This window comes from Candidatus Zixiibacteriota bacterium, from assembly GCA_040752595.1.
Lineage (GTDB): Bacteria > Zixibacteria > MSB-5A5 > WJJR01 > WJJR01 > JACQFV01.
Genome location: JBFMGX010000047.1, coordinates 71593 through 93309 on the forward strand (window position 1 = coordinate 71593; position 21717 = coordinate 93309).

Sequence of the window (21717 nt, forward strand, 5' to 3'; positions counted from 1 at the left end):
GTGGATGGCACATGCGTGGCCGCGATCTCCGATCGCGGTCCCATGCGGCAGGGCGGACAGACGCCGCGAACACAGATCGCGGGCACACACACCCGTCATGGATTGAGGACAAGGGGCGGAAGCCCCTTGTTTACCCACTCGGGGATCGAGGAGAAATGAGTGACATGATGTTCTTGTAGGGGCACGGCGTGCCGTGCTGCACTCGGAGGAAAACACTGCCGCGATCAGAGATCGCAGGCACACACACACGTCACGGATCGAGGACAAGGGGCTTAAGCCCCTTGTTTACCCTCACATAAGTCCCTATCTGTACTGCCATGGCCGCGCAATTCATCGGCGAGAAGATTGAGGTCGAGACCGGTGGGAGAGCTATCGAGCCGGTGTCGATGAGCTGGCGGGGCGCCCGCTACCACATCACCGAGATCGTCACGACCTGGCATGATTGGGGATTCCCCTCCGGCGCCAAGCAGCGCGACTGGCGTACCCGCCGCCACCGGAACTACTTTCGCGTCCGCACCGATGCGGGCGATATCTTCGAGATCTATCTCGATCGTTCCCGGGGCCCGGGGGAGTGGTTTCTGTACCAGCGGCTCGGGGATGAGGCGGCATCGTGATGGTTCTGGCGCTGGCGATTCTGCTCTCATATTTGGCGGGATCGATTCCGGCCGCCGTGTGGATCGGCCGCATGGTGCGCGGCATCGATATCCGTCAACATGGCTCCGGCAATGCGGGGGCGACCAATGCCGCGCGCGTCCTGGGCGTTCCCTGGGGCATTCTCGTCGGGGTGATCGACGTGTTCAAGGGTTTTGCCCCGGTCTTTTGGCTCGGACCCATGGCCGCCGCAGGCAGTGGACTTGGCACAGCCGAAACACGACTGATACTGGGGATCGCGGCGATCGTCGGTCATTTGTATCCGATCTTCGCCGCCTTCCGCGGCGGCAAGGGTGTCCTCACCGCACTCGGTGTGTTCGCCGCGCTTCTGCCGTTGGAAGCCGCCATCGCCACTGGTGTGTGGGTGATCGTCTTCGCGCTCACGCGCATCGTCTCGGTCGGGTCGCTGGTAGCTGTGACGGCATTTGTCGGCGCCGTCCTGATCCGGCGCTTCGTGTTGCATGTACCGATCCCCAATGCGCTGGTCGTGGCTGCGTTGCTGGTCGCCGCGCTGGTGTTCTTCACGCACAGATCCAATCTCCGTCGCCTGAGACACGGTGATGAGGCACGATTCGGCCGCCGCCAGGACGGTCCCTGACGATACGACCAAGCTCGCCGGGATCTCCATGAATGGGAGGGCGAGGCTCCTGCCGAGCCATCATGTTCTGCACGCGAGGAGCGGCTCCGCGGGAGCGTCGCCCTTCCGGGGCATTCTGCATTGCCGCTATGCCATGAATCCGACGGACGCAACCGCGTGAATCTGCCTCGCACGGCCGACATCGCGATCATCGGCGCTGGGGCCGCCGGTCTGGCCGCGGCGATTTCGGCCGGTGAGGCGGCTGGCAGGGATGTTTCTATAGTCCTCCTGGAAAGCGCGCAACGCCCCGGCGCCAAAATCCTCGTCAGCGGCGGCGGCCGCTGCAATGTCACCAACCAGCATGTCACCCCCGACGATTTCTACGGCGGCCCACGGCCGACCATCCGCAAGGTCCTGGGCGCATTCGATGACAAGCAGACGATCGCCTGGTTTACCTCGCTGGGCGTCCCACTGAAACTCGAATCATCCGGGAAGTACTTCCCATCGTCGAATCGGGCACGCGATGTCCTCGATGCCCTCTTGCATCGCGTCCATCAGATCGGCATCCCCTTGGTCCCCGGCACACCCGTCACTGACATTCGTCTCTCTCCCGATGGCTTCGAACTACGCATGGTGCGGTCCCCCACAGCGCCATCGCCTGTGCACGGCGCTATGTGCGCACGCCGTCTGATCGTCGCCACCGGAGGCCTGGCGTTCCCGAAATCGGGAAGCGACGGCGCCGGTCTCGCTTGGATGCGTCGCCTCGGCCACACGATCATTCCCACCACGCCGGCACTCACGCCTCTGATTCTCAAGAAGAGCACCGATCTCGGCGGACGTCTCTCCCAGTTCAGCGGCGTCTCATTCGACGCTCGTTTGCGCCTCTACCAGGAGACACAGGCATGGCCGCGGCGGAAGTTGGCCCAAGTCGAGGGACCGGTCTTACTCACGCACTTTGGGATCAGCGGACCGGCCACGCTCGATCTCTCCCGACACTGGCTACGTGCCGCTCACGATGATCCTGCTGGCCGCCTGCGCCTATACCTTGGCGTCTTGCCGCTGGCTACCACCGACGCGGCCGACGCCTGGCTCCGCGAGCAGGGGACCGACCATCCACGACGACAGATCTCCACAACGCTCCGAGACATCCTCCCCGTGCGTCTCGCCGAAGCCTTCGCCGCCGAAGTCGGACGGGAAACTCCCCTCTCTCAACTCGATCGCAAGGCCCGACGCCGCCTGGCAGAAACCCTTACGATGCTTGAACTCCCGGTGGTCGGAACACGCGGTTACACGCATGCCGAGGCCACGGCAGGGGGCATCGATCTGCGCGAGATCGATGCCCGCACGATGGAGTCGCGCCTTGTGCCCGGTCTGTACCTCTGCGGCGAAATCCTCGACGTCGACGGCCGCATTGGTGGATTCAACTTCCAGTGGGCCTGGTCGAGCGGGCACGTCGCCGGACGAGGCGCCGTCGCTTCGCTGTAATGGCCGAGGTGATGAGTCTGGGCGAATTGCCACTCGTGGTGAACCGCTCGCGGTGAACCATACGCCCCTCCAGAAGCATCAGAGTACATTCCCACATTCCCCCTTGTCGGGCCTCGTGAAATGGGTATCTTTACACGGTAGAGGTCGCTTACTCCTCCGGGAGGTCCTGGACTGTGAAAGCAAAATTCCGCCGTATCGGCCGCAGCGCCAGGGTCGAAAACTCCCATCGACCCGCGGCGTCGCGCCTCATCCTATCGACAGCGTTCTTCCTTCTGGGACTGGGGACAGCTCGCCTGCACGCCGCTGATCTCTACCGCGTGTCCCTGCACGGCCATCGCGATGCCCGGATGCTGAAGGCCTGCGATGTCGAGCCGGTGATGCACCTGGGAAACGATTACCTTGTCTTGGTTGATCCCGACGCGGCCGAGAACCTGACTCTCTATCGCCTCGACCACGCTCTGGTTGCCCGCAAGCTCAATCACGACCAACTCGCCATCGATCACCGTCCTGACGCGCAGTACGTGGGTCCATTCCCGGTGATCTATCAAGTCGGCGCGGCCCGTCTGCTGCGCATCGATCCGGCAACTCCAAAGGCGGCCCTCGCCGAATCCGACGTCATGCCGGTGGCCGGTCGGCACCTGGAGATTCGCTATACGCCACCCCGCGCCGGTGCCCATGCCGTCGCGCCGATGGCGCTCGACCTGCGTACACTGATCGACCGTGTCAGCCAGGATTCCGTGACTTCGTACCTCTATCGTCTCCAGGCCTTCAATGGGCGCGTGGCCGGCACGGCCAATCTGCGCGCTGCCCGCGACTGGGTGATGGGCAAGTTCCACGACTACGGGTATGCCTCGGCCTACGTCGACAGCTTCATCGGCGCCTACTACGGCGGCTATTATCCGGTCTACAACGTCGTGGCCGTCAAGGAGGGGACGCTCTATCCCGACGTACACGTTGTCGTCGGCGCCCACTACGACGCCGTCCCCGGTTCGCCGGGCGTCGACGACAACGGCACCGGCACGGCCTGCGTGCTGGAGCTCGCCCGCGTCCTCCGCGACGTGCCCACGAATGTCTCCTTCACATTTGTCACATTCGACGCCGAAGAAGCGTGGATGGTCGGTTCATACCATTTTGTCGACAGTCTCTATGACGCCGGGGCCAAGATTCTCGTCATGTACAATCCCGACATGATCGGCGAGCTGTCCAATTACGACATGGCGAATCTGTACTATGGGGCGACCACCAAGGGCGCCCAGACCTGGATCGATCTGGCCGATACCCTGGTCGGTATCACCGGCGTCCTCGCCGGAGCCACCGCCTCGGACCATGAACCGTTCATCGAGAAGGGATACGACGGCGTCTTTGTCCAGGAGTACTATTTCTCCACGGTCTACCACCAGCCGAACGACAGCACGACGCATATCAACTTCGACTATACCACGCGCATGGTCAAGGCGACGCTCGCCGCCGCCTACGTCACGGCGATGGATCCGGACTTTGACGACGACGGCATCCCCACCGACCAGGACAACTGCCCGTTTGTCTACAATCCGGGGCAGGGGGAGTATGACGGCGACGGCTTGGGCGACGTGTGCGATAACTGCCCGACACGGTCCAATCTGGATCAGCACGACACCGATGGCGACGGCATCGGCGACGCGTGCGATCCCTGCGCCGTCGATGTACCTAAGCACACCTTCACCGGATCGCAGGAGGGACTGGGACTCGGTTGGAGTGTGAGTGGCGCCGGGGATGTCAACGGCGACGGCTTTGAGGACATCGTCTTTGGAATCAACGGCCAGCGTCCCGGTCCCGGAGAACCGGGTCGGGCGTATGTCCATTCCGGTCGTGATGGGACGCTCATGTACTATCTGACCGGCCAGGCGCCGCGCGACTGGTTCGGATCGGCGGTCGCCGCTGCCGGAGACGTTAATCGCGATGGATATGACGACATCATTGTCGGCGCGATGGCCAACGACGCGGCGACATTCAATGCCGGACGCGTGTACGTGTTCTACGGGCGTTCCGGGCCCTTCCCGGTAACCGTCCCCGCCGGCAGCGCCGATATCATCCTGACCGGTGATGCTGAGGCGGATTACTTCGGCGCGTCAATCGCCGGGTTGCGCGACGTTGACGGTGACACCGTCCCTGATTTCCTCATCGGGGCACCCAGCTATACGGTCGGCACCCCCGGTCCCGGCCGCGCCTTCATCTACTCCGGACACACCGGTTCACGTCTGCGCACCTTCACCGGGCAGGCCTCCGGCGACCAGTTCGGACTGGCGGTTGCCAACGCCGGTGACGTCGACGGCGACGGCATCGATGATGCCATCGTCGGCGCCAAGTACAACGACGCCATGGGCCCGCAGTGCGGCCGCGCCTACGTCTACTCCGGCGCCACCGGCGCGCTGCTGCGCACATTCACAGGCGATGCGGAGGGGGATGAGTTCGGAACCGCCGTGGCGGCTGCCGGCGACGTGAATGGCGATGGCCGCGCCGATCTGATCGTCTCGGCAATCAACAACGATCTCGGCGGCACCGATGCGGGTCGAGTCTATGTCTATTCCGGCATAAATGGCGCGCTCCTCTACACGCACGACGGCGGCACAGCGGCCGAAGAAGTGTACGGCAACTCGGTCTGTGGGCTGGGGGACATCGACGGCGACGGCCACGACGACTACAGCGTCGGCGCGCCGGGGCGCGACCGCGTCTACCTGTACTCCGGTGGGTATGGCACGCTCATGTACGCCTATTCCGGCTCCCATCAGGATCCCAGCGAGTGGTTCGGCGATGCCATTGCCGCCGCCGACCTGAATGCCGACGGCTTCCGCGATCTGGTCATCGGCGCCTGCTGGAACGGCGCCGGCGGGACCGATGCGGGGCAGGTGCGCACTTATCTTCTGGGCGATGCTGATGGCGATGTAACCTTCGCGGGCTGTGACAACTGCCCGACCACGATCAACCCCGACCAGCTCGACAGCGACGGCGACGGTCTCGGCAACGCCTGCGACAATTGCCCGTTGGTCTACAATCCCGACCAGACCGACCTCGACAGCAATGGCGTCGGTGATGTCTGCGAGTGCATCTGCGCCTGCCACGGCGATCCGGTCTGCGATGCGACCACCAATCTCCAGGACGTTGTCAGTACAATCGACGTGGCGTTCCGCGGCGCACCACCGGCATCCGACCCCCACTGCCCGAACCACGCCACCGACGTCAATTGCGACGGCGTCAGCACCGTTGTCGACGTCGTGAAGACGGTTAACGTCGCTTTCCGCGGCGCAGACAAAGCGACGGAGTTTTGCGATCCCTGCGGACCGTAGGGGCGAGGCGTGGCCTCGCCCTTCGTCCCGCGCACGGGGAGGGCGACCCACCGGGTCGCCCCTACGAAATATCGCGCCGTGCACCCGGCGGGCAGTCTCCGACGCCGCCGTGATATTGACAAGACGCCAATACTGGTTATCTTCCATTGTGGGAGTGCCCGGCTCCGGGTCCCAGGTCCTCCGCGCCGCATGTTCCGGCCGCGGGTCGCAGCTCTTCTTGGAGGTGACACATGCGCAACGTTCTCTTCGTCGGAGCATTGGTGTGTCTGTTGGCCGGTGTTGGTCGGGCCGATGTGCCGACCAGCATGAACATCCAGGGGCGTTTGACCGACAGCGCCGGGGTCCCAGTCCCGGCGGGGCTCTATGGTATTTCATTCCGCATCTGGAGTCGCGATGTTGGCGGCAAGGCGATCTGGCCCATGGCCGGTCCGGAGATCCAACAAGTCACAATCGAAGACGGTGGCCTCTGGAACGCCCACGTCGGCGCGGAGGAGCCGTTGACCGCGGACATATTCAGCGACACCGCCCGCTGGCTGGAGATCGTGGTCGACGACGGTGTCAATCCCCCGCAGACGTTCCCGCGACTCAAGCTCAATAGTGGGCCGTTCGCCTACTCGGCGCCGGGTGACGACAACCGCTATGTCAATGTGACAGGCGATTCAATGTCCGGGGCCCTGATTGTGCCGCTGGTCGCCGTTGGCTGGCCGGGGCAGTGGGGCGCCCTCTACACCCGGGATGACGCGGGCAACACGACGATCGCGCTGGAGCCCGATGTGTCGGGTGAGGGAGGATACCTGGCGGTCAGACGTTCCACCACAACCGCTGGGTTCAGCGTTGACCGCAACTACCTTGGGACTCTCAGTCCCAAGGTGTCCATCACCGGCCCGAGCCGTTCCGCGGTATTCAACATGGCCAGTTCCGGCGATGCTTCTGTCGTGCTGCCCGACGACGCCATTGCCGCCGATGAGACGGCCAATGAAACCGGCATCGCGGCGACCGCTCAGTCCGCGGCGAAGACGTTTACGCAGGGCGCGGCCGATTTCTCGGATGTGGTGACCGTCTCGATCACCGTTCCCTCCGCGGGTTACATCGTCGTGCAGGCACGGGGGCTCTTCTCGCCGTACAACACGACAGGCTGTAACCGGATACATGTGCAGATCGACGAAACCGAAGGCGGAGGATCGGACATGGACAATCAAATCACTGTCGGTCTTCCCCAGTACGCCTCGGTGACCGCCGGAGACTATGCCTTCCCGTTCTACGTGGATCGCATCTACTATGCGGCCGCGGCGGGGACATACGAGTACCGATTGGAGGGAAAGGCGCACCCGGACAACGCCGTCGGGGCCGTGTCACGCTGTTTCTACCGTGGGATCACAGCGACTTTTCACCCGACATCCTACGGCTCGGTGGTCGTGCCGATGGCCGCCCAAGTTGGCAATCCGGCCACCGGGGGCTCCACGGAAGTCGATTTGCGTGAATTGGAGATCAGGACCTTGCGCGCTCGGATCGAGGCCGAGCGCCTCGCACGCGAGCTGGAAGAGACGCAGTCACACCAGCAGTCGCCGGACGGGGAGCGCTGAGAGATGATGCGCCGGTCCGGACCATACCTGGCCCTGCTTATCGCTGCGGTTGTCGCGGCAGCGGGCGAAGACCAGCCCCGCGCAACAGGAGAGCCCCCGTCAGCAAATGACAGCGCTCGTGTTCGCGATGATCGGACAACCGCGTCGCCGCCTGTTCCATATCAGCTCGATTGGGTCTCCATCAACAGCGGCGGAGTCGTAGGCGCCGCCGCCGGAAACCTGCGTTTTGGCGCCTCTGCGGCCCAACATGCGGCCGGACTCGTGGCCTCGCCGACACACACGTTGGGGATTGGATTCTGGTACGGCATCGCCACCCCCTGCGACTGCGATTGCCATGCCGATCCGAAGTGCGACGGCGTGACGAATGTGTTCGACGTTGTGCTGGCTGTCGATGTCGCCTTTCGCAGCGAACCGGAGATCCCCGACTCCAACGCGCTCTGCCCCCGGATGACCACGGACGTCGACTGCGACGGCGTGACCAAGGTCTATGACGTGGTTCACCTCGTCAACGTCGCCTTCCGCGGCGGGAATGCGGCAACGGAGTTCTGCAATCCCTGCGGGCCGTAGACGCCCCAGACCCCCACCCGCTTGGACCTTCGGTCCAAGCGGATGGGGGAAGACCGCCGGTCGACCGCTGAGTCACCACCTTGTTCAAACAACCCTGAGAGCGTGGCCCCAAGTGGCATTCGCCACCCTCGCGCCCCGTTTCACTTGGATTGCGGGCGGAATGAGTTATCTTACCCGCGGGGATGTAACCTCGAGGAGTACCCGCCATGAAACGACTGCTGTACTGCACCATCCTGATCATCGCGCTGGCGGCACCCGCCGTCGCCGGTGACCTCTACCGCGTCACTCTGCATTCGCCGCAGGATGCCGAACTCTTGCGCGCTTCAGGTGCCGAGGCATTGGTGGCGTTGGGCAACGACTACCTCGTGCTCGCCGACTCGGCCATCGCCGGGCAATGGACGCTCTCCAGCCTCGATGTCGAATTACTGGCCAAGGGAGTCGCAAAGAACGAGTTGGCCATCGACCGCCGCATGGACCGTCTCAATGTCCAGCGCTACCCGCTCCTCTATGAAAAGGACCAGATTCGCGTCCTGCGTGTCACTCCGCTCGATCTGGAACCGACCGACGCCACGACGGAGTTGCTGCCGATCCGCAACGAAAACGTGAAGATCACCTACACGCAGTCGGTGACAGGGGAGAAGGCGCTCTGGGCGCCCATGTTCGACATCGATTCGCTGGTCGGACTCATTGAACAGGATTCGATCACGTCCTATCTCAATCGCCTGCAGGCGTTCTACCGCCGTGTCGCCGGTACCGACTCGGTGCGCGCCGCGCGTGATTGGATCCACGCCAAATTCCAGTCGTTTGGGTACGATTCGGTCTACAATGACCCGTTCTGGGCCAACGTCTCCGGCGGCTATAAGGAGAACTACAACGTCGTCGCCGCCAAGCCGGGCACGCTCTATCCGGAGCTGCAGATCATCGTCGGTGCTCACTTTGACGGCGTCAACAACTCCCCCGCAGCCGATGACAACGGCACGGGTACCGCCGCGGTGCTCGAGATCGCCCGTGTTCTCCGCGACATCCCCACGGAAGTCACGTTCCTTTTCATCACGTTTGACGCGGAAGAGTACGGGCTTTTGGGATCGTACCACTATGCCAACACCGCGGTCGCCAACGGCGATCAGATCGTGTTGATGTTCAACATGGACATGATCGGCCACATCTACAACGACACGCAAGCCCGGCTCTATCACGGCCCCACCAGCGCCTATGCGCAGTTGTGGATCAACCTGGCCGCGCCGCTGGCCGGCATCACGGGGTACCTGTCCGGCATCTCCGGCGGTTCCGACCACTATCCCTTCTATCAAATGGGATATAATGCCGTCTTCCTGCACGAGTACAACTTCTCCAGCGTCTACCATTCGTACCGTGACAGCACGACGTATGTCAACTTCGACTATGCCACGCGCATGGTCAAGGCGTCGCTGGCGACGGTCTACACGGTCAGCGGCGATGTCGACAACGACGGCATCCCCAATGCCGACGACAACTGCCTGCGGACGGCGAACGCCGCGCAGGGCAACGCCGATGGCGACCCCTTCGGCGATGCCTGTGACAACTGCCGGTATGTGATCAATCCCTCGCAAACCAACTCGGACAGCGACACGCTCGGTGACGCCTGCGACAATTGCGACTTCACGGCCAACAACTACCAGGCCAATTCCGACCTCGACACGCTCGGCAACGTCTGCGACAACTGCGTGAACACATCGAATGACGATCAGGCCGATACCGACGGCGATGGCGTGGGGAATGTCTGCGACAACTGCCCGTATGCGCCGAATCCCACCCAGTTGGATTACGACGCCGATAACTTCGCCGACGCCTGCGACAACTGCCCCTCGGTCGCCAATCCCGATCAGACCGACACCGACGGCGACGGTAAAGGGGATGCCTGCGACAACTGCCGGTATGTCGCCAATCCCTGGCAGCAGGACTCCGAACTGGACGGGTCCGGCGAGCCGTCACCCGACGGCGTCGGTGACACCTGCGACAACTGTCCGACAATCGTCAATCCCGATCAGGCCGACGCCGATGGTGACGGCAGAGGGAATCTCTGCGACAACTGTCCGACCGTCGCCAATCCGTCACAAACCGACACCGACGGCGACGGCAAAGGCGACGCCTGCGATAATTGTCCCACGCTTGCCAACGCCAATCAGGCGGACGCCGACGGCGACGGCGTCGGTGATCTGTGCGACAATTGCGTGGCCGTCGCCAATCCCTCCCAGATCGACCGCGACCATGACAGTCTGGGCGACGCCTGCGATCCCTGCACGTGTCCCTGTCAGGCCGATCCCGATTGCGATGGCATCCACTCCGATGTACTCGCCGTCGTGGGCACAATCGACGTCGCCTTCCGCGGCACACCGCCGCCGATCGATGACGGCTGCCCGCGCCAGCGCACCGATGTCGACAACAGCGGCCAGACTGATCTGGTCGATGTGACCAAGGTGATCAACGTCGCCTTCCGCGGCGCCAACCCGGCCACGACCTACACATCGCCCTGCGGGCCATAGGACCCGCACACGTAGTGGCACGGCCTGACGTGCCCGCCGTTGCACATCCATCGCCCGAGACGACATCTCCGGCCCAAAAGTGGACGCAATTAGTCTGCCTTGCGGCCACGTATTCATTGTCATGAATGCAGAACGGATGCCGAATCACATGATGGAGAGAAACGGAGAACGACCATGGCCGCAATCGCCCAGGACATCACGCAGTTGATCGGCAAGACCCCGTTGGTCCGCCTCGGCAAGATCGGGAAAGGCCTCAAAGCGGATGTGATCGCCAAGTTGGAGTTCTACAATCCGTGCGCCAGCGTCAAAGACCGCATCGGCCTGAGCATGATCGATGCCGCACTGGCGGCGGGAATGATCAAGAAGGACACGGTCCTGATCGAACCGACCAGCGGCAACACCGGAATCGCATTGGCCTTTGTCGCCGCGGCGCGGGGACTGAAGCTGATTCTGACCATGCCCGACACGATGAGCATCGAACGGCGCAAATCGCTGGCGGCATTCGGCGCCGAGCTGGTGCTGACGCCGGGCGCCGAAGGCATGCGCGGCGCCATCCGCCGGGCCGAGGAACTGGCGCAGGCGAATTCCAATTATCTCATGCTCCAGCAGTTTGAGAATCCGGCCAACCCGGAAATCCACCGCAAGACCACCGCCGAGGAAATTTGGCGCGACACCGACGGCAAAGTGGACATCCTGATCTCCGGTGTCGGCACCGGCGGCACGATCACCGGTGTTTCGGAGATCATCAAACCGCGGAAGCCGTCATTCCGCGCGATTGCCGTCGAGCCGACCGACTCGCCGGTTCTCTCCGGGGGCAAACCGGGGCCGCACAAGATTCAGGGAATCGGCGCCGGATTCGTCCCCGGCGTGCTGCGCACCGATCTCATCGACGAGATCATTCAGGTCACGTCCGACCAAGCCGGGCAGATGGCGCGTCGCCTGGCACGGGAAGAGGGAATACTCGCCGGGATCTCATCCGGCGCGGCATTGTATGCCGCCACGCAAGTGGCCGCCCGTCCGGAGAACGCGGGAAAGATGCTGGTCGTCGTGCTTCCCGACACCGGCGAACGGTATCTGAGCACCTGGCTATTCGAGGAAGGCTAAGATTGATCATGTCCGCCGCTTCACCGAACCCATCCGATCCTGTCGATGCGACCACATTGGACGCCGTTGTCGCCCGTTTATGCTCAACCAGTGACCATCTGACGCACACGCGCTCGGCCAACGGCGGCGATCACAAGCTGCCGTCGCGCGACGCCATTGTTGAGATGGTGGAGGGATTGCGCGCCGTCTTGTTCCCCGGGTATTTCGGTACATCCGAGCTGAGTCCCGAGAGTCTGCGCTTCCATGTCGGCGCCACTCTCGACCGCGTTCTTCGTGTGCTGCGGGAACAGGTCGAGCGCTGCCTGTTGTTCACCAGCGACGCGAAACCACTCGACGACGAGGCCCGCGCGGAGCGGGCATCGGAAGTCACACGGGAATTCCTGAAACGCCTGCCGGAGGTGCGTCGACTATTGGCGACCGATGTCAAGGCCGCATACGAAGGTGATCCGGCCGCCCCGTCGCCGGATGAGACGATCTTCTGCTATCCGGGGATTCTGGCGGTCGCCAACTACCGCCTGGCCCACGAGCTCTACCGCCTCGGCATCCCACTGTTGCCGCGCATGATCACCGAGCACGCGCACAGCATCACCGGGATCGACATCCACCCCGGCGCCCAGATCGGCCCGGAGTTCTTCATCGACCACGGCACCGGCGTGGTGATCGGGGAGACCTGCGTGATCGGCACCCGCGTGCGCGTCTATCAGGGCGTGACGCTCGGCGCCAAGAGTTTCCCGCTGGATGAAAAAGGCAATCCCATCAAGGGGATTCCGCGTCATCCGATCGTCGAGGACGACGTCATCATCTACGGCGGCGCGACCATTCTCGGCCGCGTTACCATCGGCCGCGGTTCGACGATCGGCGGCAATGTCTGGCTCACCCACAGCGTCCCGCCCGGCAGCCGTGTCTCCCAGGCGCAGACACAGCTCAACGAATTCCGCGCCGGCGCGGGGATCTGACGAGCAGTTGAAGTCCGCCAAAACACTTATGCTCCAACTGTCATCCCGAGTCCGCCCATGGCGGACGAGGGATCTGCTGTTTTGATGATGGCAACCTGTAGGTCAGGTGCCCTGCGCACCTGACGAGAGTCGCAGGAGCACAGGGCTCCTGCGCTCCGAACTGCCGACGACGCGCACGAGCAGGCGTTCAACACGAGAACGTGGTAGTTCATCCGGGAGGGCGAGGCTCCTGCCGGGCCATTTTGACGTGCCTATGGAAAGAGGCTCAGCAGGAGCTTCGCCCTCCCAAATAACATCAAGGGCAAACAAGGGGCTTAAGCCCCTTGTCCACCGGTGTCATTGCGAACCTGAACGGTGAGGGCGTGACGATAACCTCTCCCACCGGCTTGCCCCGAGCCGGGTCGAGGGGGAGAGGTCGCCCGCCTGCGGCGGGCGGGTGAGGGAATCCGCATCGATCTTTCGACAGCGCAGCCACATCGCGACGCGTTCAATGCGCGTGCGTCAACACCGCCCGGTATCGCACTTTCCCATCGATCAACCGCTGCAGCGTCTCGTTGACCCGTTCGAGCGGGTAGATCTCGAGCTTGGGACGGACCTTGCCGCGCGCGGCGAGGTCGAGAACCTCCATCAGGTCTCGCCGGCGATTTTGCATCGAGAACTTCACCGTGACCTGACCCATCAGATTCATGAAAGGCACGAGTGAAATCGGCTCGGCGCCGACACCCATGATCACGAGTCGTCCCTCCGGGCGCAGTCCGGCAAGGACATCGGCATTCTGGTTCATCGCGTTGGTGGACGACAATACCAGATCGGCACCGCCGGCTGCGGCGAGTTCCTTGCCGGCGTGCTCTTTCACCACGACGACGTCATCAGCCCCCAGTTCCAGAAGCTCGGTCTTCTTGGACGCCGTGCCGGTCACCGCGATCGTCTCGTGCCCCATCGCCTTGGCGACTTGTAGTGCGAGGTGCCCCAGCCCGCCGACGCCGAGGATAGCGATCCGGTCTCCCGTACGCGGCTGACCATTGCGATACCCACTCATCACCGTGAACCCGGCGCAAAACATCGGCGCGGCATTCTCCCATGACAACGCCTCCGGAATGAGAATGCAACCGGTGGCTTCGGCGATCATGAACGCCGACCAGCCGCCGCCGTTCTCCATCCAAGTGCGGGCCTCGGTGCAATAGATCTCATGATGTTCGACGCACGCCGGGCAGCGCCCGCATCCCGACTGCACCCACGGCACCCCGACACGATCGCCCTTCGCAAGCCATGTCACCCCGTCACCGAGCTTCTCAATCGTTCCCACCGGTTCATGTCCCAGGACAATCGGCGGCGTGGACGGGAATAGACCGCGCCAGACATGCACGTCCGTGCCGCACATCCCGCAGGCATGCATGCGAATCAACGCCTGCCCCGGTCCCGGCTCGGGGATCGGTAGTTCCTCAAACGCGAACGGCTGATTGTGGGTCTTCAACACGGCAGCTTTCATGGCAGACCTCCTCGGCATGTCGGTACAATACAGACTATCGCGTGACAAAGAAAGCTCTACGACGCCCATGGCAAGCGTATCCGGTCGGACTGGCCCGGTGTGCCCAAGTCGTTCACAACCATGTCCACAAAGACACTTGACATCGTGACAATTCCCGCGCATCTTGCATGGGAGAAGTGGGTCCGTTCGCTACGGGGATCGGACCTGGTTCCACATTGTCCTGCAACACGCTACAACCCCAGAGCCAGGAGGTGGCCATGCCTCGCCGTTCCGCGATTGGGCTTGTACTCGAGAGCACTATCCTATCGATGATACTGATCGTTTGGCCGGCCTCACCGGTATTGTCCCAACCGCCGCCGTTGCCGCCGGGATTGGACATTGCCCGCACCGCCTGGGACATGCAGCACCGGTTTGCCATGGGATATCAGGTGGCCCACAATCCCGGTACCGATTACGTCCACTTCCTTTGGACCGGATGGAGTCAGGTACCGGCCTCACTCTACGACGACGACCGTGGGGTCTACTACAACTGCTACCAGATTTCGACCGCTTTTCTGACGGAAGCATACGGTGGCGTCCCGGTTGTCGTCTACCCAGGAGTCAGTCGTTCGGGGTTCGTCGACTGTGACTTGGGGGATGACGACCAGTTGCAGGCAACCCTCCATCAGCGCCAGGACTATGTGCCGTACACGTCCTGGCGCCTGTGGTTCCCATTTCCCGGTACCGCGCTGCACATAGACACGGAATTGGGGCCATCGACCACCGCGTGGCCCCGCATAGCTGTGCAGCAGAAACAACCTGATGACATTGTGCACATCCTCGCGACCGACTGCGCCCCTGAGGAGTTCTTCGGCCCTGAGTCGGATCACTTGCCGACCCCTGTGCCGTGCGCCGCACCGATGCTCTATTGGCGGTACGACGGAACCGCCTGGCAGGGCCCCGTTACCATGGAGAACCAGACTTTGTCCCCGGCATACCTTTTGACCTCCGACCGAGGCTCCGATAAGGTCGCCTTCGTGTTCGTCTCGAATCTGGAACCCGGAATGAACGGCATGGCGAACGTGGTCTACTACGAATCGCCGACCGCGGGCGCCGGCTGGATCAGCGGCGCGGAACTCGACCCCGCCTTCCGGCACGTGATCACGAACTACAATGTCGCTGGTGGACCGCAGGCCGGGATGGACATCGCCGCGGCCTATGACAACGCCGGTAATCTGCACATCGTCTGGGCCGAGCAACGAGTCCCGACGAAGAGCCAAGTCGCAATCCGGCACTGGAGCACCGCGACCGCAAGCATCAGGCCCGTCGCCTTCGGTTATTGGGACAATCCGGTGTCGAACGGCAACTCAATCTTCGACCTCAATTTTGCCAAGTTGACGCTCGGGGTCGGCGATGGCGGGACCATCTGCGCCGGAACCCCAAACACGGACTACCTCTATCTGGTCTTCACGCAATTCGGCGGGTTCACCGCGGCGGAATTGGCGGACTACTCGGCCGGCGGCTACATGAACGGCGAGCTCTATCTGACGGTGTCGCCGTGGGGCGGCCTTGGCTGGTCGGTGCCTGCCAATCTGACAAACACCCAGACCCCGGGATGCGACCCGGGGGCCGTGCCTCCGGGTGGCAACGACCCGCCGCGGCCTGACGATGTGTGCCGCTCCGAGCATTGGGCCAGCATCGGCCAGGATGTGCATGACATCGACATTCTGTTCGTTGTCGACCAGGACGCCGGCGTAGTGGCACAAGGGGAGGGGACCTGGCAGTGGAATTACATGATGTATCAGCGGCATCCGGGCGGCGTAGCCGACGCGCCCTACGTCTGCCCCTTGATCGCCCCGCAGATCGGGACCGTCTTTCCCACCACCGATCCGCCCAACACGTTCCATGTCCTCCCCGGCGACGTGTTGACAGGGGAGAGCTTCTCCGTCGCGAATCTGGGCCTGAGCGAGCTTGACGGTGAGGTGACCGTCACGATGGGCGCGCGTGGTTGAGTGCGGTTCCGTCCGGCGCCTTCACCGTCCCGGTCTCGTCGCCTCCCCATGTCGTGGACCTCACCATGAATGCCACTGCTCTCCCCGTGGGGAACTACAACGGAGAAATCACGATCCTCCACAACGCCACCAACCAGGCCTCGCCGATCGTCTGGCCGATCACCCTTGCCGTGGCGTACGGTTGGACTCCCGTTGGCACGAACGTGACGGCGACCGTCTCCGACGACATCAATGTCACGTTCGGCGAAGTGACAGCGTCCGGCACCACAACCGTTGATGTCGGCACGGTCGGCCCCCCACCGCCGGATGGATTCGCGATCATTCCTCTGGCGCAACCGACGTACTTTGATATTCAGACGACCGCCGTCTACGATCCGCCGGTGACCGTCTGCCTCGAATACGACCCGGCCTGGTTGTACGGACCGGAGTCGGATCTCACTCTGTGGCATTGGGACACGGGCCTGGCGGCGTGGGTGGATGTGACCACTTCGTTGGATATGGTGAACAACATCATCTGCGGCGAAGTGAACTCACTGTCACCGTTCGCCCTGATGCAACCGGCGGCGGCTTGCTCCTGCCCCTGTCATGGCGACCCGCAGTGCGATGGGATTCCCAACATCCAGGATGTCGTTCAGACGGTGAACGTCGCCTTCCGTGGCAGCGCGCCGGTGTTCGACCCGCAATGTCCCAAGGAGCGCACGGACGTGAACTGCGACGACGTCACGACCGTGCAGGACGTGGTTAAGGTCGTTAACGTCGCGTTCCGCGGTGCGAATCCGGCGACCGAGTTCTGCGATCCCTGTGCGCCGTAGGAGAACCACAGAGTGTGTATTCGAAGCCTGCGGGGACCCACCCCGCAGGCTTCTCTTTTCGATTGATTCGCTCGTGATTGCCCGCCTATCGTGACCGCGTGATTGATGCTGCGAAAGGACAGACAATCGCCGTTCTCGGCGCCGGGAGTTGGGGTCTGGCGGTCGCCCGACATCTCAATGTGCTCGGGCATGAGGTTCGATTGTGGGAGTTCGACTCGGCCGCGGCGGCACGATTGGCCGAGGCGCGGACCCTTCCCGACAAATTGCCGGGCATCATCTTAGCCGCGTCAGTTGAAGTGACGGATGACATAGCGCGGGCGGCCTCGGCGGCCGACTGCGTTGCCTTTGTCACGCCATCGACAGCGATTCGGACCACAGCAGAAAAGGTCCGAGAGTTCCTCCATTCTCAGGTGACGCTCGTCGTCCTGACCAAGGGAATCGAGGTCGATACCGGCCTGCGCATGACCGAAATCGTCGCCTCCACATCCGGAAGCAAACGCGTGGTTGCATTGGTCGGACCATCCCATGCGGAGGAAGTTGCACGCGGCGTGCCCACGGCGCTTGTGGCCGCCAGTCCCGACTCAGAGGCCGCGCGACAGGTCCAAGCAACCTTCAGCTCGGACACGTTGCGTGTCTACACCAGCGACGACGTCATCGGCGTGGAGTTGGCCGCGGCCTTGAAGAATATCATTGCCATCGCCGCCGGGATTGTCGACGGGCTCGGGTATGAGTCGGCCGACAACCTGAAAGGGGCGCTGATCACCCGCGGCCTGGCGGAGATCACACGTCTCGGCGTCAAAATGGGTGCCGAGCCGGAGACGTTTGCCGGTCTTTCCGGCGTCGGCGACCTGATCACGACCTGTTTGTCGCGCCATTCACGCAACCGGCATGTCGGCGAACAGGTCGGCCGCGGGCGGGCGCTATCGGGCGTCCTCTCCGGGATGTCGATGGTTGCCGAGGGTGTGACCACGACACAGGCGGCGGTACGTTTGGCCAACGTCCACGATGTCGACATGCCGATCACCTGCGCCGTGGCCGACGTTCTCTTCGCGGGGAAACCGGCGGCGACCGCGCTGGCGGAACTGATGGCCCGCCCGGCGCAACCGGAAATCCGGCGATGATCTCGGATGACCTTCTCTGTCGCGCAAACTTACGGCTTGGCTTCCGCGCGCAATCCTGTATCTTACCCTATGCCAGGCCCCTGGTTTTGACCCCAACCGCGTAGCGACGGACATCGCCTATGACCGAAGAGCAATTGGTTGAGACCGAAAGCGCATTGGGCTCGATTCCGCGTCTGAAGCTCAGACGCCTCCCGGAACGGAAATACTATTCGATCTCCGAGGTGGCGGAGGAATGCGAGTTGAAGCCGTATGTGCTGCGCTTTTGGGAGAAGGAATTCGCCTTACTCCGTCCGAAGAAAAACCGGGCGGGGAACCGCACCTACCAGCGTAAGGACATCGATCTGGTCATGCGCATCAAGCATCTCCTCTACCAGGAAGGTTACACGATCGAGGGCGCCCGGCAACGCCTGCGCGCCGAGGTGATGGGGGAGGAAACTCCACCGGATACGATGCGCGCCAAGCGGCTCCTCGGCGACCTCCGCCGTGAGCTGGAGGCGATCGTCGCGCTGTTGCCCTAGCAGGGTGCGGAAGAACACTCCCAGAAGCCGGGAGAAAAGGCCTGTCATGCTGAGCGCAACGAAGCATCTGCTTTCCCTCCCCTGTGAAGAAACAGCAGATTCTTCACCCCGCCGAAGAGCGGCGGGGTTCAGAATGACGGTGTGGGGTGGTTCTTCCCCAACCTGATCGATACCCTCAGCTCCGGGGATGACATGTCCCCGCCGTCAAATCGGTTGTTTTTCTGTCGTCTGGAAGCGATGTTTGTGTGCTGATCCGGCTCAACCGAGTCGGGATTGGCGACTGCCGCCACCCAGCAGCGGTCGAAAGGGCCTTCGGCCTCGGGGCGTAGCGCAGCCTGGTTAGCGCACTTGCTTGGGGTGCAAGTGGTCGGCCGTTCAAATCGGCTCGCCCCGACCATTGGGAGTGTGATATACCTTTGGTGGGGCAGACATTCCTGTCTGCCCATTATCGTGCGCAGGCGGGAATGCCTGCGCCACCATCGCGCGGAGGGTCCCGCTGTGAGTGGGGCGATCTCTCAAACCAATGGGCACAATCCTTCGGTCAACAAGGGGCTGAAGCCCCTTGTCCTCGTAGGTGACGTTTGCTCCATGGGTCTGCCTTGACCTACCTGATCGCCATCCCGGCGTACAACGCGGCGGCGACACTCCCCGAGCTGGTGTCCCGCATCCGTCGCGCTGTGCCGGGAATCGAGATTATGATCGTCGACGACGGATCCCGGGATCTGACGGCGCAGGTCGCCGACTCCCTCGGTGTATCGTTGTTGCGTCATGACCAGAACCGCGGCAAGGGAGAGGCCCTGCGCACCGCCTTTGCCGAAGCGCTCCGCCGGGGTGTCGACGCTGTGATCCACCTCGACGCCGATGGCCAGCACGATCCTGTGCACCTGCCCGCGTTTGCCGACATGTTCGCGACGGGGACCTACGACATCCTCATCGGCACACGCGACTTCCATTCGGGAGAAATGCCGTGGCTGCGCCGCCTGACCAACCGCTGGACATCATGGTGGGTATCCCGCATGGCGGGAACGCCCATTGCCGACTCGCAGTCCGGGTACCGCTTGATCGGTTTACGCGCTCTGGAGACGATCCATCCCGTCAGCCACCGATATGACTTCGAGTCGGAGTACTTGATTCGTGCCGGTCGCGCTGGTCTTCGCATCGGGGCGGTGCCGATCTCCACTGTCTATCAAGGCGAAGTCAGTTTCATCAATCCGTTTCGCGACACCTGGAGGTTCATTCGTTTGATCCGGCAGTTCTGGTTTTCGCGACCGCATGGGCCGGTCGCCATTTGAGGACAAACCCGAAGGGGCGGTTCGCGAACCGCCCGCAGCACCATGAAACTCCGCATCCTCATCTCCAATGACGACGGCGTCCATGCCGCGGGACTGAAGGCGTTGACCAAGGAGATGCGCCGCTTGGGGGACGTGGTCGTGGTCGCTCCGGACCTCGACCAATCGTCGGTCAGTCACTCGCTGACGCTGACCCGCCCGCTCCGGATCAAGCGCCACGATGACAACGTCTATTCGGTCGATGGCACGCCCACCGATTGCGTCATGCTCGCCTTCCACGAGATCCTGAAACATCGCCGCCCGCACATCGTCGTCTCCGGTCTCAACCACGGCAGCAACATGGGGGAGGATGTGACCTATTCGGGGACCGTCGCGGCGGCGATCGAGGGAGCGATCATGGATGTCCCGGCCGTCGCCGCCTCGGTCGTATCCAGCGGGCTGACCGAGCCGTCCTTCGCCTCGGCGGCGCGCTTCATCCGACGTCTGGTCGCCGCGATGATCGGACGCATGCCGCCGGCGACGCTCTTGAACGTGAATTTCCCCCGCATGCCGCGCGGCGGCTATCGCTCCTACCAGATCACCCGCTTGGGGCAGCGCGTCTACACCGACATCATCTCCGCCAAGACCGATCCGAGAGGGAAGAAGTACTTCTGGATCGGCGGCGAGCCGACCTGGGACCGCACCGATGACACCGACGCGGGAGCCGTCGGACGGGGCCGGGTCTCGATCACGCCGCTCAATCTCGACATGACCGACCGGGCGCTCTTGGAGCGGATGCGCACCTGGCGCCTGCGATAGTCCCGCCTCCGCCTCGGCAACGCTCTCCCTGACAATGTCCATCCGGCAGAATCGAGGCCGTCTTGGATCGGCAGGGCATGTCGGAGAGGCACGAGAAAACACAACATGATTGTCATTTTCATCTTGTCCTTGTTGCAACATTGGGGTAGAATGCGGCTGAGCGGCTCCGAATAACCGGAGCCGGGCTCACAATGGGTGCACCACCATCACGCAACGAGCAGACGGAAGATGAACACGATCAACACCCCGAAGCCCCGCCGGGTCATGATGTGGGCCACGCTCGGAATCCTCACGGTCGCGGCCGCCGCCGAGATCGTCACGGCACAAACCAAAGGCACGCCGGCCGCGCCATCGTCCGCTCAGGTCGAGCGCGGCAAGTACCTCGTCACGGGCATGGGGTGCAACGATTGCCACACCCCATGGGAGATGACGCCGCAGGGACCGCAGCCGAACATGAAGCTGATGCTCTCCGGCCATCCCGAGACGTTGAAGATGCCGTCGGCACCGGCGCCGTCGGGTCCCTGGCTCTGGCAGGGAAGCGGCACGATGACCGCCTTCGCCGGACCATGGGGCGTCTCTTATGCCGCCAACATCACCCCCGATCAGGCGACCGGCCTCGGCTCATGGACCGCCGATACCTTCATCAAGGCGATGCGTAACGGCAAACATGCCGGTACCGGCGCCGCCTTGCTTCCGCCGATGCCGTGGATCTGGTATAAGATACTGACCGACGACGATCTGGCGGCCATGTTCGCCTATCTGCAGTCGGTTCCCCCGATCAAGAACCGCGGCCCTGCGAACGAAGTCGCGCCGCCGCCCTCGGGGATGAAGTAGTCCCATCGCTCTCACGCCGTGATGAATCGGGGCAGCCCACGCTGCCCCGATTTCGATTGTGGTCGCGGCGCCAGTGTGGTCATAGCACACCCTCCAT

General features: G+C 63.2%; 17 protein-coding genes and 1 tRNA gene. 17 read left to right on the forward strand and 1 reads right to left on the reverse strand.

From position 1 onward, the window contains the following. The first annotated feature begins 317 nt into the window (after window positions 1–317). The 9 genes from AB1792_11165 to AB1792_11205 all read left to right on the forward strand — a co-directional run bounded on the left by AB1792_11165 (window position 318) and on the right by AB1792_11205 (window position 12768). Entirely contained in the window at window positions 318–614 is a 297-nt protein-coding gene (locus tag AB1792_11165) for a DUF6504 family protein (GenBank protein ID MEW5702774.1), read from the forward strand. After that, window positions 614–1249: a glycerol-3-phosphate 1-O-acyltransferase PlsY gene (gene plsY, locus AB1792_11170; protein ID MEW5702775.1), complete on the forward strand. Its 636-nt coding sequence runs from the start codon at window positions 614–616 to the stop codon at window positions 1247–1249. The genes AB1792_11165 and plsY overlap by 1 nt, the downstream gene beginning before the upstream one ends. 156 nt (window positions 1250–1405) lie before the next feature. After that, a complete protein-coding gene (locus AB1792_11175) occupies window positions 1406–2713 on the forward strand; it encodes an NAD(P)/FAD-dependent oxidoreductase (GenBank protein ID MEW5702776.1) in 1308 nt (435 codons plus the stop codon). Between the two features lie 173 nt (window positions 2714–2886). Beyond that, window positions 2887–6036 carry a M28 family peptidase gene (locus tag AB1792_11180; GenBank protein ID MEW5702777.1) on the forward strand — a complete coding sequence of 1050 codons (3150 nt, stop codon included), beginning with the start codon at window positions 2887–2889 and terminating at the stop codon, window positions 6034–6036. Between the two features lie 230 nt (window positions 6037–6266). Beyond that, complete coding sequence (locus tag AB1792_11185; protein ID MEW5702778.1) at window positions 6267–7619, forward strand: hypothetical protein; 1353 nt, start codon at window positions 6267–6269, stop codon at window positions 7617–7619. A gap of 3 nt (window positions 7620–7622) precedes the next feature. Beyond that, window positions 7623–8186, forward strand: a complete 564-nt coding sequence (locus tag AB1792_11190; GenBank protein MEW5702779.1) for a hypothetical protein — start codon at window positions 7623–7625, stop codon at window positions 8184–8186. A gap of 206 nt (window positions 8187–8392) precedes the next feature. Next, a complete protein-coding gene (locus AB1792_11195) occupies window positions 8393–10708 on the forward strand; it encodes a M28 family peptidase (protein ID MEW5702780.1) in 2316 nt (771 codons plus the stop codon). A gap of 174 nt (window positions 10709–10882) precedes the next feature. After that, window positions 10883–11812 (forward strand): cysteine synthase A, encoded by a 930-nt coding sequence (cysK, locus tag AB1792_11200; protein ID MEW5702781.1) that lies wholly within the window; start codon window positions 10883–10885, stop codon window positions 11810–11812. Window positions 11813–11820: 8 nt separating this feature from the next. Continuing rightward, complete coding sequence (locus AB1792_11205; protein MEW5702782.1) at window positions 11821–12768, forward strand: serine acetyltransferase; 948 nt, start codon at window positions 11821–11823, stop codon at window positions 12766–12768. Window positions 12769–13255: 487 nt separating this feature from the next. Here AB1792_11205 and AB1792_11210 read toward each other — a convergent pair whose 3' ends face one another. Further along, a complete protein-coding gene (locus AB1792_11210) occupies window positions 13256–14257 on the reverse strand; it encodes an alcohol dehydrogenase catalytic domain-containing protein (protein MEW5702783.1) in 1002 nt (333 codons plus the stop codon). A 257-nt stretch (window positions 14258–14514) separates the two neighbouring features. On the opposite strand from AB1792_11210, the gene AB1792_11215 reads away from it, so the two are divergent. The 8 genes from AB1792_11215 to AB1792_11250 all read left to right on the forward strand — a co-directional run bounded on the left by AB1792_11215 (window position 14515) and on the right by AB1792_11250 (window position 21620). After that, window positions 14515–16248, forward strand: coding sequence for a hypothetical protein (locus AB1792_11215; GenBank protein MEW5702784.1), 1734 nt, complete (start codon window positions 14515–14517; stop codon window positions 16246–16248). Further along, window positions 16245–17060 carry a hypothetical protein gene (locus AB1792_11220; GenBank protein MEW5702785.1) on the forward strand — a complete coding sequence of 272 codons (816 nt, stop codon included), beginning with the start codon at window positions 16245–16247 and terminating at the stop codon, window positions 17058–17060. The genes AB1792_11215 and AB1792_11220 overlap by 4 nt, the downstream gene beginning before the upstream one ends. A 98-nt stretch (window positions 17061–17158) precedes the next feature. Further along, on the forward strand, window positions 17159–18181 hold the full coding sequence (locus AB1792_11225; GenBank protein ID MEW5702786.1) for an NAD(P)H-dependent glycerol-3-phosphate dehydrogenase: 1023 nt from the start codon (window positions 17159–17161) through the stop codon (window positions 18179–18181). 119 nt (window positions 18182–18300) lie between these two features. Beyond that, complete coding sequence (locus tag AB1792_11230; GenBank protein ID MEW5702787.1) at window positions 18301–18699, forward strand: MerR family transcriptional regulator; 399 nt, start codon at window positions 18301–18303, stop codon at window positions 18697–18699. 319 nt (window positions 18700–19018) lie between these two features. After that, a tRNA-Pro gene (locus AB1792_11235) sits at window positions 19019–19096 on the forward strand. A gap of 202 nt (window positions 19097–19298) precedes the next feature. Next, a complete protein-coding gene (locus AB1792_11240; GenBank protein MEW5702788.1) occupies window positions 19299–19991 on the forward strand; it encodes a glycosyltransferase family 2 protein in 693 nt (230 codons plus the stop codon). Between the two features lie 42 nt (window positions 19992–20033). After that, a complete protein-coding gene (gene surE, locus AB1792_11245) occupies window positions 20034–20786 on the forward strand; it encodes a 5'/3'-nucleotidase SurE (GenBank protein ID MEW5702789.1) in 753 nt (250 codons plus the stop codon). A gap of 228 nt (window positions 20787–21014) precedes the next feature. Then, a complete protein-coding gene (locus tag AB1792_11250; protein MEW5702790.1) occupies window positions 21015–21620 on the forward strand; it encodes a c-type cytochrome in 606 nt (201 codons plus the stop codon). Window positions 21621–21717: the final 97 nt, after the last annotated feature.

What these genes read in the sequence shown, in the direction of transcription:
- AB1792_11190 (MEW5702779.1), top strand. Translation starts at nt 7,623, where the DNA reads ATGATGCGCCGGTCCGGACCATACCTGGCCCTGCTTATCGCTGCGGTT.
- cysK (MEW5702781.1), top strand. Translation starts at nt 10,883, where the DNA reads ATGGCCGCAATCGCCCAGGACATCACGCAGTTGATCGGCAAGACCCCG.
- surE (MEW5702789.1), top strand. Translation starts at nt 20,034, where the DNA reads ATGAAACTCCGCATCCTCATCTCCAATGACGACGGCGTCCATGCCGCG.
- AB1792_11205 (MEW5702782.1), top strand. Translation starts at nt 11,821, where the DNA reads ATGTCCGCCGCTTCACCGAACCCATCCGATCCTGTCGATGCGACCACA.
- AB1792_11250 (MEW5702790.1), top strand. Translation starts at nt 21,015, where the DNA reads ATGAACACGATCAACACCCCGAAGCCCCGCCGGGTCATGATGTGGGCC.
- AB1792_11195 (MEW5702780.1), top strand. Translation starts at nt 8,393, where the DNA reads ATGAAACGACTGCTGTACTGCACCATCCTGATCATCGCGCTGGCGGCA.
- AB1792_11230 (MEW5702787.1), top strand. Translation starts at nt 18,301, where the DNA reads ATGACCGAAGAGCAATTGGTTGAGACCGAAAGCGCATTGGGCTCGATT.
- AB1792_11210 (MEW5702783.1), bottom strand. Translation starts at nt 14,257, where the DNA reads ATGAAAGCTGCCGTGTTGAAGACCCACAATCAGCCGTTCGCGTTTGAG.
- AB1792_11185 (MEW5702778.1), top strand. Translation starts at nt 6,267, where the DNA reads ATGCGCAACGTTCTCTTCGTCGGAGCATTGGTGTGTCTGTTGGCCGGT.
- AB1792_11165 (MEW5702774.1), top strand. Translation starts at nt 318, where the DNA reads ATGGCCGCGCAATTCATCGGCGAGAAGATTGAGGTCGAGACCGGTGGG.
- AB1792_11215 (MEW5702784.1), top strand. Translation starts at nt 14,515, where the DNA reads ATGCCTCGCCGTTCCGCGATTGGGCTTGTACTCGAGAGCACTATCCTA.
- plsY (MEW5702775.1), top strand. Translation starts at nt 614, where the DNA reads ATGGTTCTGGCGCTGGCGATTCTGCTCTCATATTTGGCGGGATCGATT.